This is a genomic window from Paenibacillus sp. SAF-068, from assembly GCF_051967555.1.
Classification (GTDB): Bacteria; Bacillota; Bacilli; order Paenibacillales; family Paenibacillaceae; genus Paenibacillus.
The window spans coordinates 42,020-56,764 of the sequence record NZ_JBQCJX010000005.1 but is presented as its reverse complement, the minus strand read 5'-3'; the positions used below and the strand labels follow the sequence as shown (position 1 = coordinate 56,764).

12 protein-coding genes are annotated in these 14,745 nt (G+C 47.0%); 9 read left to right on the top strand and 3 right to left on the bottom strand.

Annotated elements, in window-relative coordinates; translation table 11 throughout:
• Window positions 1-66: 66 nt before the first annotated feature.
• The 4 genes from ACTHPG_RS23000 (at window position 67) to ACTHPG_RS22985 (ending at window position 4,330) form a co-directional block, all read left to right on the top strand.
• On the top strand, window positions 67-1,482 hold the full coding sequence (locus tag ACTHPG_RS23000; RefSeq protein ID WP_440391696.1) for a sensor histidine kinase: 1,416 nt from the start codon (window positions 67-69) through the stop codon (window positions 1,480-1,482).
• Between the two features lie 208 nt (window positions 1,483-1,690).
• Window positions 1,691-2,848, top strand: coding sequence for an MFS transporter (locus tag ACTHPG_RS22995; RefSeq protein ID WP_197997917.1), 1,158 nt, complete (start codon window positions 1,691-1,693; stop codon window positions 2,846-2,848).
• A gap of 279 nt (window positions 2,849-3,127) precedes the next feature.
• Window positions 3,128-3,808 carry an oxidoreductase gene (locus ACTHPG_RS22990; RefSeq protein WP_440391695.1) on the top strand — a complete coding sequence of 227 codons (681 nt, stop codon included), beginning with the start codon at window positions 3,128-3,130 and terminating at the stop codon, window positions 3,806-3,808.
• A 147-nt stretch (window positions 3,809-3,955) separates the two neighbouring features.
• Window positions 3,956-4,330, top strand: a complete 375-nt coding sequence (locus tag ACTHPG_RS22985; protein ID WP_017690870.1) for a RidA family protein — start codon at window positions 3,956-3,958, stop codon at window positions 4,328-4,330.
• A gap of 122 nt (window positions 4,331-4,452) precedes the next feature.
• On the opposite strand, the gene ACTHPG_RS22980 is transcribed toward ACTHPG_RS22985, so the two are convergent.
• Window positions 4,453-5,211 (bottom strand): tryptophan-rich sensory protein, encoded by a 759-nt coding sequence (locus ACTHPG_RS22980; RefSeq protein ID WP_440391694.1) that lies wholly within the window; start codon window positions 5,209-5,211, stop codon window positions 4,453-4,455.
• A 226-nt stretch (window positions 5,212-5,437) separates the two neighbouring features.
• On the opposite strand from ACTHPG_RS22980, the gene ACTHPG_RS22975 reads away from it, so the two are divergent.
• Window positions 5,438-6,403, top strand: coding sequence for an arsenic resistance protein (locus ACTHPG_RS22975; protein ID WP_440391693.1), 966 nt, complete (start codon window positions 5,438-5,440; stop codon window positions 6,401-6,403).
• Window positions 6,404-6,585: 182 nt separating this feature from the next.
• Here ACTHPG_RS22975 and ACTHPG_RS22970 read toward each other — a convergent pair whose 3' ends face one another.
• Window positions 6,586-8,214 (bottom strand): response regulator transcription factor, encoded by a 1,629-nt coding sequence (locus ACTHPG_RS22970; protein ID WP_440391692.1) that lies wholly within the window; start codon window positions 8,212-8,214, stop codon window positions 6,586-6,588.
• Window positions 8,215-8,218: 4 nt separating this feature from the next.
• Window positions 8,219-10,048, bottom strand: a complete 1,830-nt coding sequence (locus ACTHPG_RS22965; RefSeq protein ID WP_440391691.1) for a cache domain-containing sensor histidine kinase — start codon at window positions 10,046-10,048, stop codon at window positions 8,219-8,221.
• A 143-nt stretch (window positions 10,049-10,191) separates the two neighbouring features.
• Between ACTHPG_RS22965 and ACTHPG_RS22960 the strand changes: the two genes are divergently transcribed.
• The 4 genes from ACTHPG_RS22960 (at window position 10,192) to ACTHPG_RS22945 (ending at window position 14,724) form a co-directional block, all read left to right on the top strand.
• Entirely contained in the window at window positions 10,192-11,073 is an 882-nt protein-coding gene (locus ACTHPG_RS22960) for a carbohydrate ABC transporter permease (RefSeq protein ID WP_036607341.1), read from the top strand.
• Window positions 11,073-11,909, top strand: coding sequence for a carbohydrate ABC transporter permease (locus ACTHPG_RS22955; protein ID WP_315939158.1), 837 nt, complete (start codon window positions 11,073-11,075; stop codon window positions 11,907-11,909). The genes ACTHPG_RS22960 and ACTHPG_RS22955 overlap by 1 nt, the downstream gene beginning before the upstream one ends.
• Window positions 11,910-12,448: 539 nt before the next feature.
• Window positions 12,449-13,747 (top strand): ABC transporter substrate-binding protein, encoded by a 1,299-nt coding sequence (locus tag ACTHPG_RS22950; protein ID WP_440391690.1) that lies wholly within the window; start codon window positions 12,449-12,451, stop codon window positions 13,745-13,747.
• A gap of 410 nt (window positions 13,748-14,157) precedes the next feature.
• Window positions 14,158-14,724: a TetR/AcrR family transcriptional regulator gene (locus ACTHPG_RS22945; RefSeq protein WP_440391689.1), complete on the top strand. Its 567-nt coding sequence runs from the start codon at window positions 14,158-14,160 to the stop codon at window positions 14,722-14,724.
• The last annotated feature ends 21 nt before the right edge of the window (window positions 14,725-14,745 follow it).

Below are 14,745 nucleotides of genomic sequence, written 5' to 3'. Positions count from 1 at the left end.
ATATGATAGAAATACATACGGACAAAAGGGTTTTGGCTAGTAAAGTCGGACAACAGGAGTGAGTGAATGCAGTTTTCAAAAATGTTCGTATTGAATATGGGAATGCTTATAACGGTTGCCTATCTCGCTAGTGTGTTTTATAAATATATCGTCATACGTACCTCATCCCGAGTGAAACAGATCGGTTCAGTGTTCCTCCTTATTTTTTCAGGCTGGATTAGTACGGTTTTTGGCTTTCAACTGACGGATGAAGTCGTCTTTGACCTTCGTTATGTCCCTCTAATTGTTGCCGTTCTGACATACAGACAACCCTATAGCGTGATCATCGTTGGTGTTGGAATAGGTTTATCAAGGCTGAGCTTTGGTATCACGGATGCAACTGTGGCAGCGGTAATTAATATGTCTATCCTCGGTGTGATATGTGCGGGTTTAAATATATGGATGAGACGCAGCAACTTCAGTCTGATTAGTAAAGGCATCATTGTCGTACTCATCGTCAATGTGGTCAATAGTGTAGGCATCGCTATCTTGGGAGTCATACCGGCTACATACTTCTTCTCACATATTATGCCTTATACACTTCCTTCGGGCATTTTGTTAAGTCTGATGTTTGCATTTATTTTACGTGATTTTCAGAATGAACAGAATCGAATTTTGTTGATCCAGAGTACAAACAGGCTTTTATCCGTGCAAAAGGAAGAATTACAGAAAGCCCAGATTGTACTGGAGGATCGTGCAAAACAATTGATGATTGCCTCACAATACAAATCCGAATTTCTCGCCAATATGTCACATGAATTGCGTACTCCACTCAATAGTGTCATTAACTTTGCCCAGATGATCAGTGAGAATGCTGATACGATGGATCAGGAGGATATTGTACGTTTCGCCACCATGATCGATCACTCCGGGCAGGAACTGCTCACGCTCATTAACGATATTCTGGATCTGTCCAAAGTGGAAGCAGGTCGGCTGGATATTGTACTGGAGGATATCAGTGTGGCACAACTTACAGAAGATGCCATGAATCACTTTCAACTGGTTGCCGAGAAAAAAGGCATCCAGTTGCACATGGATAAGAAACCGGGGTTGCCCGACACGCTCTGGTCTGATCCACAGCGGGTTCAACAGATTTTGCGTAATCTGATGTCCAATGCCATCAAGTTCACCCATCGGGGGAAAGTTACGCTGACGGTTAGCACCAAGCAGATGAAGAAAGCAGGTATTCAGACACGATGGCTCGTTTTCTCCGTTCAGGACACAGGCATTGGGATTGCTGAGGACAAGCATCATTCCATATTTGAAGCATTTCAACAGGCTGACGGATCGATTAGTCGAAAGTTTGGCGGTACCGGACTTGGCCTGTCAATCAGTCGGGATTTGGCTAGATTACTGGGAGGATCGATTGAACTTGAGAGCATTGAAGGCAAGGGAAGCACCTTCCATCTCTATCTTCCATTGAACCGTGAAAAAATGAGTTGACAACCTTCGCACCGTGAGTAGAATTTGGGATGACAACTAGCATCGACCGGCTTTTGAGACCCGGTCTAAGGAGTGTATCCCCATACAGAAGACGGTCAACGTTAACCCTCCCCCGTTAGCAAGCAAACCACGGCGCAAGGGTTCGACACAACGCACGAATTTATCGATTGCAACATGGGAGGGTGTACCGGCAATTATTTTACAGACATTGCTGGGTGGCCCGTTTTTAACCGGATTTCTGCTGTACCTTGGGGCCGGGTCGAGACATATCGGCTTTGTGCTCGCGATTACAACGTTTGTAAACATTGCCCAGATCGGAGCAGCTTACTGGATGCAGCGTATTCGCAGCCGAAAACGCATGCTGCTGTTATTTGTGGGCACACATCGTATCTTGTGGAGTGCGACGGGACTGATTCCGTTTATATTTCCCAAAGAGTGGTGGGTAAGCGTATATATTGGCGTGTATACGGTTGCTTTTATATCGAACACCATCGGCGGAATGATCTGGACTTCACTGATTGGCGACATCGTACCTGCCAAGGTGAGAGGACGTTATTTTGGAATTCGAAATACGATCTTGAATGCTCTTGGAAGCGTATGCTTATTCGCAGGCGGTATTGTATTGGACCGTTACCCTGGAGAAATGGGCTTTCTGATTCTGTTTATTCCAGTATGGATCTGTGCCATTGCCAACACAGTCATCTATTTCTTCTATCCGGACGTTCCATTTGAACGTTCTACTGAAAAGGTTTTCTGGCGCATGTTTATCAAGCCCTTCCAGGATCGTTCTTTCCTGAAAGCAACGCTATTTCTGGCTGTCTGGTTATTGATCCAGACCTTGATTGTTCCGCTCTATTCCTATGTTATGTTGGATCTATTGAACATTAATTATCAGACGGTATCCCTGATCACGGTAGTTCAGACGCTGGTCATGATGGCCGGTTTCTATGTTTGGGGCAATCTGAATGCCAGATTCAGTAACAAAACCCTCCTATTCTGGACATTGCCCGTCATTGCACTCTCTTGCCTGTCATGGGGGTTAATGTCTTTCATGCCCGTATTAATCGCGCTATTTCTATCTCATATCTTCCTTGGAATTGGTGTGGGTGGATTCAATCAGCTGGCCTTTAACTTTACCATCGGGGACACACCCAAAAGTGAAAGACCGATGTTTGTCGCCGTGTATTCGGCTCTGACTGGAGTCACTTCTTTTCTTGGGCCGCTGCTCGGTGGCTGGTTGTATGAAAAGATGGAGACCTGGTCCGATGCACTGGCCTGGATCTCTGCTTATGGATTCCAGGTTGGAGTTGGTGTCGTGATGCTGATTCTTACATTTACCCTTGGACGTCGTGTACTGTTAAAATAGAAACGATATAATTTCAACTAATGAATATTTACACTGGCACTTCGATGACAGAACAACCTTCCGATCGCTGTTATCCCCAGTTTTTTTTGACTCCTTTTAGAAAAGGGAAAATCCGGGGATAAAGGCGCAGCACATGCTTACGATGCAGCTTTCTTTCAGAAAGCTTTTAGCTTCGCTTCTTCAGGTTATTTCTGTCCTCTCCGTTATTGTGTAAATGATTAGGTTGATCATAGGTAATTGTATATCTTTAAAAAAAGGTAGCGAAGTGGAGGGGTGGATATGAATCATCTCGAACGGAAAGCCATGGTGATCGGAGCCACGGGGCTTGTAGGCGAATTACTGGTTCATAAGCTGCTGAAGCACTCGGTATACAGCCAGGTTCGCGTTCTGGTTAGACGTCCGCTTGAGCTGCAACATCCCAAACTGGAACAGCATGTGGTGGATTGGGAACAGCTGGAGAGCCAAGGCCACTTATTCGATGAAATCGACGATCTGTTCTGTTGTTTGGGTACCACGATTAAAAAAGCAGGCAGTCAGGAGAGTTTCCGTCAGGTCGATTACCATTACCCGGTTCGTGCAGCTACTATTGCGAAGCAACATGGGGTATTACAGATGCTGGTGATCTCCTCCATGGGAGCGAGCGCAGGTTCCCGTGTCTTTTACAGTCGGACCAAAGGGGAGATGGAGGATGCATTGTCCGATATCAATTTTCAGTCATTGCATGTCTTCCGCCCCTCCTTAATTCTGGGAGATCGAAACGAGAAGCGGTTCGGTGAGCAGATGGCTGCTCATGCGATGAAGTTTCTGGATCGCTGGATGAAAGGTAGAGTAGACAAATATCGGGCGGTCCACGCCGCAACCATTGCACAGGCCATGACGAATATTGCGCTGGTACAAGCCAAGGGAAACCATGTATACCCTAATGATGTCATTCATGTGCTTGGCACGGACGGGGATTAAGAACCTTTGAATGGGCTGTTTACTTCATATGGCTGGTGAGGAGCGTTTCTCGCTGGAGGTAGATCGTGGTATAATAGGCAACAAAAATGAGTTCGAACCCTGACTCCTTGCGGTAGCAGGATAACGAACATGAAGGAGAACTCGTCCATGAAAAAACCAATCTCAACCGATCAGGCGCCAGGCGCCATTGGTCCATACAGTCAAGCCGTTGATGCAGGCGATTTCATCTACACTTCGGGACAGCTTGGTCTGAATCCCCAAACGGGAGAATTCGGTGCAGATGTACAGGAGCAGACACGTCTGTCCCTGAGCAATGTGAAGGCTATCCTTGAAGCAGCAGGCACAAGTATGGATAAAATCGTGAAAACGACAGTGTTCCTGAAGGATATGAACGATTTCGTTCCTGTGAATGAAGTGTATAGCACATTCTTCGAACAGCCGTATCCTGCACGCAGTGCTGTGGAAGTGGCCCGTTTGCCAAAAGATGCACTGGTGGAGATTGAAGTTATAGCCTTGAAATAGTCTTGAATAGGACAAACTCCATTCCAACGGTATACATAAAAAGCCGATTTCGGGTCATTTGACCCGAAATCGGCTTTTTGCTTTTGCGCTATGTTTTTTTGCATTTTAATGAGGGAATTCGATCAATCGCGATCCTGATTACGGGCGAAGAACAGCCATACCGCGTAGATGGCCAGTACGATCGCAATGATAATGCCTGTATAATATACGGAAGTGACATCCTTTTGTTTAAGTGCAATGGCGATATACGCCCATGTGAATACAAGTGGGTACACACTGTCCCGATAACGGAAGCTAACAAGAACTGCTAGCACCATACCGACAATCAGCATGATTATAGTCCAGGTTGGTTCGCTGATACCAAAACCATCCCAGCCTATTTTATATAACAGCACCGCTGCATTGACAATGGTTGCCACGCTAATCCATCCAAGATAAATGCTGAAGGGCAGCTTTACAAGCCAGATCTCAGCAGTGGTCGGAACAGTAATGGTACGTGTTTTTACATACAGTACGATCAAAGACAAAAGAAGCAGTACAATAATCAGTAACGCAAGACCCGTCTGCAAGTTTTGAAAAGCAAAAATCCAGGCTACGTTAAAGGCACAGCTTGCCAGGAACCAATACCCGAGACGGGTGATGGAGTCCCTCTTCCAAGAAGCAGGCACGAACTGATAGATCACAAAGCCTGCAAGCAGCAAGTAGATCAAACCCCATATAGAGAAGGCATACCCAGAAGGTGTAAGTAGAACAGGGTACATATCCGATACTTCCTTGTTGGTTCTGCCCCCGATCGGCAGAGCGTTGGAAAGGTAGTTCACGATAATTACAGCGATAAAACCAATGGCGTTTAACCACTTGTACGGATTGTTACGTGACATTGTGTTTCCTCCTTGGTTTAACGAAATGAATGAACCACGGGTCAGTCTACAATGAATATACCCAGTTCTTGCCCATTCTAATAACAGCCGCAAAAAATTCACAAATTGATCTTTCAAATCCTTGTGCTCTGCCGCTACGTTGGAACAGTACTCTGTCCCAATGTACGCGTAACGAAGCAGAAATATGTCCATGCCCACGATGTTCCACTGAAAGAGGAGGAAGAGAATGCTCACAAGAGAAATGATGGAGAAACAGCAAACCTGGTTCTATGTTGTTTCACTGTTCTTAGGAGCAGTCATAGGGCTGAGTAATCCAACATGGGGAAATGTTTTACACTACACTGTGTCCCCGGTACTTGCCGTTTTGTTATACAGCATGTTCGTACAGATTCCCTTTTTACAGTTAAAAGAGTCCTGGTCCAACCTGCGATTTATGGTGGCGTTACTGGTGGCTAATTTTATCATTGTACCTGTAGTCGTATGGTTGCTTACACTGGTCTTTCCACAATCATCAGGCGTTCTGGTCGGAGTCTATCTCGTACTGTTAACGCCCTGCATTGATTACGTCATAGTGTTCACACAGCTCGGCAGGGGCAATGAGAAACTGATGCTGGCCGCAACACCTCTTCTGTTTGTAGTACAAATGATCCTGTTACCTTTTTATTTATGGTTATTTATGGGTGCTGAGGTGGCGCAGGTCATGCAAGTAGGGCCGTTCGTGGAGGCTTTTCTGTTCCTGATCGTTATTCCACTGCTGCTCGCTGTTGTTACACAAGTTCTCTCTAGAGGTAAAGCGAGCGGTGAGCGAGTCATGAATGCGACGGCATGGCTCCCGGTTCCGATGATGGCACTCGCGCTGATTGTGGTCGTCGCTTCACAGATTGGCAAAGTCTACAATGATATGGCGATCATCCTGAACGTAATCCCGATCTACGTTGCTTTTCTGATCATTATGCCCTGGATATCCCGGCTCATTGCTACTTGGTTTGGATTGAATCCAGGAGATGGACGGGCGTTGATTTTTAGTTCAGCCACACGGAATTCGCTGGTTGTTCTGCCACTGGCGCTGGCACTCCCTCCAGAATGGGCGACACTAGCTGCGGCTGTTATTGTTACACAGACGATGGTGGAGCTTGCAGGAGAGCTCATCTACATTCGACTTGTACCTGCGGTGATTTTGCGGGATTGGTGAGTGTACTAGGATGTTGCTATGTGATGATCTTCGGATCGTATTATCTTATAAAATAAAGAGCCAAGCAGACGTCATGAAATCATGAAATAAGCGATTCTATGTAAAAGTAAAGTTAAAAAAAGAGTACTTCCGATGAGCCATGCCGGGAGTACTCTTTTTTTGAAATTCGGTACAGGTACTCGTTACATACCAGCCTCCAATAATGTTTTACGATATTCCGCTGGCGTGATGCCCTCCATTTTTTTGAACACTTTGCTGAAATATTTTTCATCCTGAAAGCCAACCATCTCCGAGATTTTGGCAACTCGCAGGGAAGGGTTCTGCAGTAACAACTTGGCGTTATTGATCCGCAGTTTTCCCAGATATTCCGACCAGTTCAGGCCAAATTGCTGTTTGAATTTACGGGAAATATACTCCCGGCTCAGGTAGAAACGCGCAGCAATCTGCTGTAAGGACAGGTCTTCCTGATAATGTCCGTCCATATAACGGGCAATCTCACTCATGGGATCAGGATTGGCAGGGTGATGAGCGGTAAGTGCTTTTCCTGCGGCAAGCAGTCGTTGTTCCAACAATGAACGAAGAAGGGGGGAAGACAGCAGTCCTTCAGCGTCAAAAGATAACTCGGCAAAGGGAATAGACTGCTCCTCCGTCACGTCTTCCTCTTTGAACGGCGAACCTGCCGTATCATCAAGCCAGCGGCTCAGCATCCATTCCAGCTCATCGATCCATTGCTGGATCTGCTCAGCACTGACAACTTCAAGATCAGTAATCGGGTCAAGCCACTCGGCGACTGCAGCAGATATACTGGCAGCTCTGCAGCTCATGGCAGCCATACGCAGGGGTTCTTCATGGGCGGTTAAACGCCTGATTTTATTCCCATTTGATGATTCCACTGAAGCATGGATTCGCTGTTTGGTTTGCACAGCATTACGTCTCCACAGCCTTGAACTTGCCTCCAGATAGGCTGCTGAGATTCCGCCAGGGTAGGACTCACAGGTAGAGATGCCGAAATGAAGCCGGCGCTGAATCGTCTGCTCTAATCCATGATTGACCTTGTCCAGAATATGCTCCAATGAAATGGATGGACCCCAATGCAGCAGAACAATCTCGTCCGGCTGGTCCAACTGACGAAACACTACACCTTCGTCTGGTGAGGATAACATTTCGGCACAGATATTGAGGACTGAGAACACAAGCAGGTCGGGTTGACTGCGATATTTTGCCAGACAACCTGCATCCAGATGGGACAGGCTGGTCACAGCGACACTACAGACAGGGATTAGAGAGGGGAGATTCAACTCATCCTGCAATCGCTGCATGTGTGATGGGCTGCTGCCTCTGCCCACAGCAAGTTCGGTGAGCAGACGATCCTGGTAGTGGGGGCGCATTCGATTAACGACAATGGATTGTCTGGTAGATTGTAACCGAATGGCATCCTCCTCTTCCCAAGCTGTAACGGCCTTTAATAGAGATGCATTCAACTCATCTGCTTCCACAGGTTTCAGGAGGTAGTCCATGCCACCATGCCTGATTGCATGCCTCACCAGTTCAAAATCATCATATCCGCTGATAACCAGCACCTTGCTGTGTGGGGCATGAGCCGATATCCACTCAAGCAATGCCATCCCGTCTTTGCCCGGCATACGCATGTCACTAAGAATAATCTGAGGCTGATGTGCCGTGATGGAGGCGATAGCTTCCTCTCCGTCTGCTGCTTCAAGTAACGTATCAATACCAAAGTCTTCCCAATGACCAAGCAATCTTATGGCATCGCGGACATGTTTTTCATCATCTACAAGCAGTGCCTTCATGTGTTCACTCTCCCGCGTATAGTTTGACCCTGATCTTCACACCATTCGGTTCGCGATTGCTGATCTCAAGTGTAGCTGAGTGACCGGGATGTGAGTTCAATTGAAGTCGGCGTATCACATTTCGTAGACCGATGGACTCGGACTCATCCGATTCTTGTGTGGCTAACCCGGTTGATGTGTGATTAGAATGAAGCCATCTCCGAATCTCCAGTAATTTATCATCAGGTATGGAGGGTCCGTTATTATTCAGTTCGATTTCAATCCAATGATCATTGATCCGACGGCTGGATAGGGAGATGTGACCTTTGCCTGGCTGAATATCTGCCCCGTGTTTGAAATAATTCTCAATTAAAGGTTGTAACGTCATTCGTGGCATTTCAACAGACAGGGTATCTTCGGCAAAATCCAATTCCACCTCAAGGCGGTCACCGAACCGCTCCTGTTGCAGTTCCAGATATAACCTTGCATGCTCCGCCTCTTCGCGTAAGGTCACACAAGTCTGATCCCGCATGCTGTAACGCAGCATTTTCGATAGGGAAGAGAGTAGGGTATACGCCCGCTGTCCTTGCTGTTGAAGGGCAAGTGTACCGATGGATTGCAATGTATTATAGAGAAAATGCGGGTGAATCTGCGCTTGCAATGCTTTGAGTTGGTTCGTCTTATTGGCGATCTCGAGTCGATATTCCCGCAAAATAAGATTATTTACCGTATCCATCATATCCCGGAAATGACGTGCGAGCACTCCGAATTCATCTCGGCTGGATAGATGGATATCCACATGCAGACGCCCGGCTTGGATTTGATTCATATACCGCATGAGTTGCTTGAGCGGACCGGTGATTCGGATGGAGATGAACAAGGTTGCGACAATGACCAATACAAGTGCTGCGATGGCAATCATCGCGTTATTCCACGTGAGTGTGGTGGCTCTGGCGTATAACGTCTCATTCGGAATCTGTTTGACGATGGTCCAGTCCGCGTACGTGCTGCCAAGTTGCTGGTATACATACATGGAACGATCCTGTTCAAAATGTCCTGCGACATTCTGGGCTGTACCCGCGCCAGATCGTGCGATATTCAGTTCATTGGCTGTTACCTCTCGCAGCGCATCCGTATGATTAACCTCGGAACGTCCCTGGTAAATAATCTGATTCTGACCATCCACAACATAGATCTGTTCCTTAGCCGGATCATACAGCCTGCCACAGATGGCTGCAATGGTACTCATATTCAGATCAATGGCGAGTACACCCAGACGCTCGGTGGACGGAATATCCTTGATCACCCGATGCAAGGTAATGACCGTTCTTGCAGGATCATCCGGGGAGGCAGCCTTGAATCCGTAAGTGTGACTCATATGAGCCGATTCAACCCAAATATCCGGGCTGTCACCCCCAGTTTTTCCATGAAGCGAGCCGGAATAGGCCTGTGTACGTTCCTCCCGCTTCGGAAAGGGATTGGTAATTAGGGTGGATTGATTGGCGGCAAAAGAGTGCAAATACAGCTGAAAAACATCCGGTACAGCAGCGCGGATTGTCTGCAAAGTAGTGTATACCTCGGCCACCGCACGATAATCCCCAGGAATCTTCGCCAGGTTACGCAGGAAGTTCGGGTCGTTATACACAGCCAGCGACGCTCTGGCCACGTTATCCACATAGTTATTGAGATTCGTGGACGCTTGGTAGATCAGGCGTTTATTCTCCTCAACAGCTTGTTCCCGCAGGGCCGTCTTGGTCTGGATAAATGTCATGCTGATTGACGCAAGCAGTGGAAGTGTGGTGGCGATGAGCATAAAGGCAATCAATTTGGTGCGTATACTGTAGTACTTGGACATCGGGACACCCCTTCTGGTTGCAGGTTAAGATAGGACAATATTTTACCCCCAACTGTTCACGAGGGTCGGTGTTTCCCTCGGCGATATTGGAGTTTAATAGAGAAAGAGACCAATTTCATCCATCTATAGAAGGGGAGAACGATATGAAGCATCGCAAATCTTCACAGCTGTTACAGCAGCTTGTGTTCGTGGGTCCCTCCATCGTGTTTTTTATTCTCATCATCGTGGTCCCTTTCCTGCTTGGCATGGTGTATTCCTTTACGGATTGGAACGGGGTATCCGAGAACATTAATTGGGTAGGTTTCGATAACTTCGTGCATGTTTTTGCGAATGATCCCAAGTTCCAAACGGCGTTTTGGTTTACGGTGCGCTTCACCGTAGTTGGTGTGGTACTGACCAATGTGATTGGCTTTTTCCTGGCCTATTTCCTGACCAAACCGCTCAAGACGAGAAACATTCTGCGTACGATCTTTTTCATGCCTAACGTGATCGGTGGGTTGTTGCTCGGCTTTATCTGGCAGTTCATATTTGTGAAAGGGTTTTCAGCAGTAGGCGATGTAACAGGATGGTCCTTCTTCAACCTTCCTTGGCTAGGAGATGAACCGACCGCCTTCTGGGGAATCGTGATTGTGTTTGTATGGCAGACCGCAGGTTATCTGATGGTCATCTACATCTCATCTCTGACGAATGTATCCCCGGATCTGCTGGAAGCTGCCGAGATTGATGGCGCAAGTCGCTGGCAGGTACTGCGGAGCATCATTCTTCCGCTCATTATGCCGGGTGTTACGATCTGTCTGTTCCTGGCGATCTCCTGGTCGTTCAAAATGTTCGATCTCAATCTGTCGCTAACCAAAGGTGGACCATTCGGATCAACAGAGTCGGTTGCACTGAATATTTACAACGAAGCCTTTGTGAATAACAGATATGGCATCGGAACCGCCAAAGCACTCGTGTTCTTCGTTATCGTTGCCATCATCACCATGATTCAGGTACGTCTGACGAAGAGCAAGGAGGTAGAAGCCTAATGGAGACGACAAAAAATTACCGCTTCAGTACCATTTTAACCGAGATTGTCATGGTGCTCATTGGACTTTTATTCCTGGTTCCGTTTTACTTCCTGTTCGTCAACTCAGTCAAAACCTTCGGTGACCTGCTCACCAATTCGGCTGCATGGCCGGAAGTATTCCAATGGGGCAACTATGCGAACGCCTGGGAGAAAATTAACTTCCCGTCCGCGCTGATGAACTCGCTTATCGTTACAGTAGTCAGCAATCTGTTGCTTGTGCTGATCAGTTCCATGGCCGCGTACCGAATGGTTCGCAGCGATACCCGGTTCAACCGGATTTTGTTCGGCATGTTCATTGCCGCCATGGTGATTCCGTTCCAGTCTATCATGATTCCACTCGTTACTGTAACCAGTAATCTGGGATTGATCGATAGCCTTGGCGGCCTCATTATCTGTTATCTCGGTTTCGGGGCACCGATGTCTGTCTTCCTGTTTCACGGATTCGTGAAATCCGTCCCACTGGAGATTGAGGAAGCAGCTCGGGTGGATGGAAGCTCTGCCTATGGTGTGTTCTTCCGAATCGTATTTCCACTGATGAAACCGATGTATGTAACCGTCATCATTTTGAATACACTCTGGATCTGGAATGATTATTTGCTGCCATCCCTGATCCTGCAAAGCTCGAACCTGCGTACGATCCCGATTGCGACCTTTGCGCTCTTCGGACAATATACGAAACAATGGGATCTGGCCTTGCCGGCACTTGTGCTGGGCATCATGCCAATCATTATCTTCTTCCTGCTGATGCAGAAGTATATCATTCAGGGGATTACTGCTGGATCAGTTAAAGGGTGAGTGTTGCGAGGGCAAGGGTCGCTGTGGCGGAGTGCGAGGCAAAGGTCGCTGGCGGGCTCAAGTTGCGCTTTCGGTCGCTGTTGCCCCTCGGTGGCCTGAATGTATTAGGGCAAGGAAGCCACCGAGTTTCAAAGGCGAACGCTCCGCTCCTACATCGCATCCTGATCCCTTTGCTCCCACCTCGCATGGAGGTGTGCAAAGGGAGACATGCCCGCATAGCTTGGCCATGACTCCTGAAGAGAGAGAGGCCGAGATAGAATGGGCTCCTTCCTTGATAAAGGCTTGATAAGTTCAACTAAACATTTACAACGATAACGAAGAGGGCAGAAATAAATTGAAGAAGCGAAGCGTTCGCCTAAAAGCTTTCTGGAAGAAAGTTACTTCGGAAGCATACGCTATCCCAGGATTTTTCCCATTAATAATGGATCAAAAAAATCTGGGGATAACAGCGATCGGAAGGTTATTCTGTCATCGGAGTGCCAGTGTAATTATGTTTTAGTGAACTGTTATACTGAAACTACTATAGGGAGAGTGTATGTATGAAAAGAATGACGAAGTTGACGTTGCTTATGCTGATTGCTTTTTCGGTAATGCTCGCGGGTTGTGGCAATGGAGACAAGAGTGGCAGTCCGGTCAACACGGATGCTCAAGGTGGTGGCGAGGCTGCTGCAGGAGATAAAACCATTAAAATCTTCCAATTCAAAGTCGAAATTGCGGAAGCGCTCAATCGTCTCAAAGCGGAGTATGAATCCTCCCATCCAGGCGTGAAACTGGATATTCAGACTGTAGGTGGCGGCAGTGACTACGGCGCTGCATTGAAAGCGAAGTTTGCCGCTGGCGAACAACCGGATATCTTCAACGTAGGTGGTTATCGTGAGCTGGATACATGGCTTGAATATCTGGAAGATCTGTCCGGAGAATCATGGGCCAAGGATGCGCTTGAAGTAGCCAAAGAGCCAATGACCAAAGACGGCAAGTTATATGGACAGCCGCTGGCGCTGGAGGGTTATGGTTTCATTTATAACAAAGACCTCTTCCAAAAAGCGGGTATTACCGAAATTCCAACGACACTGGAACAATTGGATCAAGCTGCACAGAAACTTCAAGCCGCAGGCATTACCCCATTCTCGAACGGTTATCAGGAGTGGTGGGTGCTGGGTAATCATAACGTAAACGTGGCATTTGCAAATCAGGCAGATCCGGTGAAATTCATCCAGGGATTGAACGAAAGCACGGAGAAAATCGCTGGCAATCAGGTGTTTAACGACTGGATTAACTTGCTCGACTTAACGCTGAAATACAGCAACAAAAACCCGCTGACTACCGACTACAACACTCAAGTTACGTTGTTTGCGAGTGGAGAAGCGGCGATGATGCAGCAAGGGAACTGGACTCAAGTACAGATCGATGGAATCGATCCCGATCTGAATCTGGGTATCCTGCCAATGCCAATTAACAATGAATCCAATGACAAATTGTTTGTCGGCGTACCGAACTATTGGGTTGTGAACAAGAACTCTCAAGTGAAAACGGAAGCAAAGGAGTTTTTGGAGTGGCTCGTAACTTCAGATATCGGGAAACAATACATGACCAAAGAATTCAAGTTCATCCCGGCGTTTAGTTCCATTACGGCATCTGAGGAGGATCTGGGTGACCTCGCCACAGAGATCATGAAGTATAGCCAGGCGAATAAAACACTGAGCTGGAACTTCAACCGTTTCCCTGAAGGTGTTCCACAAGAGTATGGCAGCACCATTCAGGCTTATGTTGCAGGCAAATCGGATAAAGCCGGATTGCTCGATGCACTACAGCAGAACTGGGATAGTCTGAAAAAATAAACCTTAGCTTATCCACAAAAAATAGTATCCACAGGTTAACGTAATCGTTATGAAGTGTTCAGAATAAATCAGTAAACAGGTCTACCAGAACTTTCATTCTGGTGGGCCTGTTTTAGTTTTCCCAAAGAGCCACTAAGTTGGGAAGAATGAGAGAATGTAATATCTCTGAAGTGTGGATAACCGGAAAGCAGTTTAACGATCTAATGGCATATTTAACACACACGTAATACTATATGTGGATATCTGTGTGTATAAATCTCTAAATGTGGACAAGTATGGATTCGTATAAGCTGAAGATGATCTATGATTAACATAAATACTTGTTTTCGACCGATTAGTACTGTATAGTTCTAAATATGACAAATCAAAAAATGAATCCCGGACCTGCCAAATCCAAGAGTTCCAATCCAGTGAACCGGACCAAGGCCGTTGAAGTGGCTGCACAATTATTTCTGCGTCAGGGGTACAGCTACGTCAGCATGGATGAGGTCGTGCGAGTGAGTGGGGTATCCAAGTCCAACATTTATTATCACTTTAAAAACAAGGAGGAACTGCTTCAGGCCGTGGTACAATACTGGGTCGCCCAGTATGAGTCGGAGTTGTATCTGCTGCTCAGCCAGAGGGAGCGAGGAGTGGAGGAGCGTATCTACTCATTTATGGCATTGCTGTCGGCAGGCATTGAGGGTCGAAATTATGAGGGGAGCTGCCCGTTTGTCACGTTATATATGCAGACACCTGACAGCGCACCCCAAGTGAAGGAAAGCATATCCAGATTTTTTCGCGAGCTCAGACCTATGGTGGAGAAGTTGTTTCAGCAAGGTTTGGATCGCGGTGAATTTCGCAAGGGAATCGAACCGGGACCGGCTGCGTTATTATTTATAGCAGCATTGGAAGGTTCACTGATCCTGGCGGGAACTGAGCGTGATGTAGGAATTATTGAACAATCGGCACGTACGTTTTGTCAGATGCTTCGGTAAACGAAGCTCTTTTTTTGAATA

Bases quoted from the DNA above. Each gene is read 5' to 3' on its own strand.
- ACTHPG_RS22985 (WP_017690870.1), top strand. From the start codon at position 3,956: ATGAAAAAACCAATCTCAACCGATCAGGCGCCAGGCGCCATTGGTCCA.
- ACTHPG_RS22950 (WP_440391690.1), top strand. From the start codon at position 12,449: ATGAAAAGAATGACGAAGTTGACGTTGCTTATGCTGATTGCTTTTTCG.
- ACTHPG_RS22980 (WP_440391694.1), bottom strand. From the start codon at position 5,211: ATGTCACGTAACAATCCGTACAAGTGGTTAAACGCCATTGGTTTTATC.
- ACTHPG_RS23000 (WP_440391696.1), top strand. From the start codon at position 67: ATGCAGTTTTCAAAAATGTTCGTATTGAATATGGGAATGCTTATAACG.
- ACTHPG_RS22955 (WP_315939158.1), top strand. From the start codon at position 11,073: ATGGAGACGACAAAAAATTACCGCTTCAGTACCATTTTAACCGAGATT.
- ACTHPG_RS22975 (WP_440391693.1), top strand. From the start codon at position 5,438: ATGCTCACAAGAGAAATGATGGAGAAACAGCAAACCTGGTTCTATGTT.
- ACTHPG_RS22965 (WP_440391691.1), bottom strand. From the start codon at position 10,048: ATGTCCAAGTACTACAGTATACGCACCAAATTGATTGCCTTTATGCTC.
- ACTHPG_RS22990 (WP_440391695.1), top strand. From the start codon at position 3,128: ATGAATCATCTCGAACGGAAAGCCATGGTGATCGGAGCCACGGGGCTT.
- ACTHPG_RS22960 (WP_036607341.1), top strand. From the start codon at position 10,192: ATGAAGCATCGCAAATCTTCACAGCTGTTACAGCAGCTTGTGTTCGTG.
- ACTHPG_RS22970 (WP_440391692.1), bottom strand. From the start codon at position 8,214: ATGAAGGCACTGCTTGTAGATGATGAAAAACATGTCCGCGATGCCATA.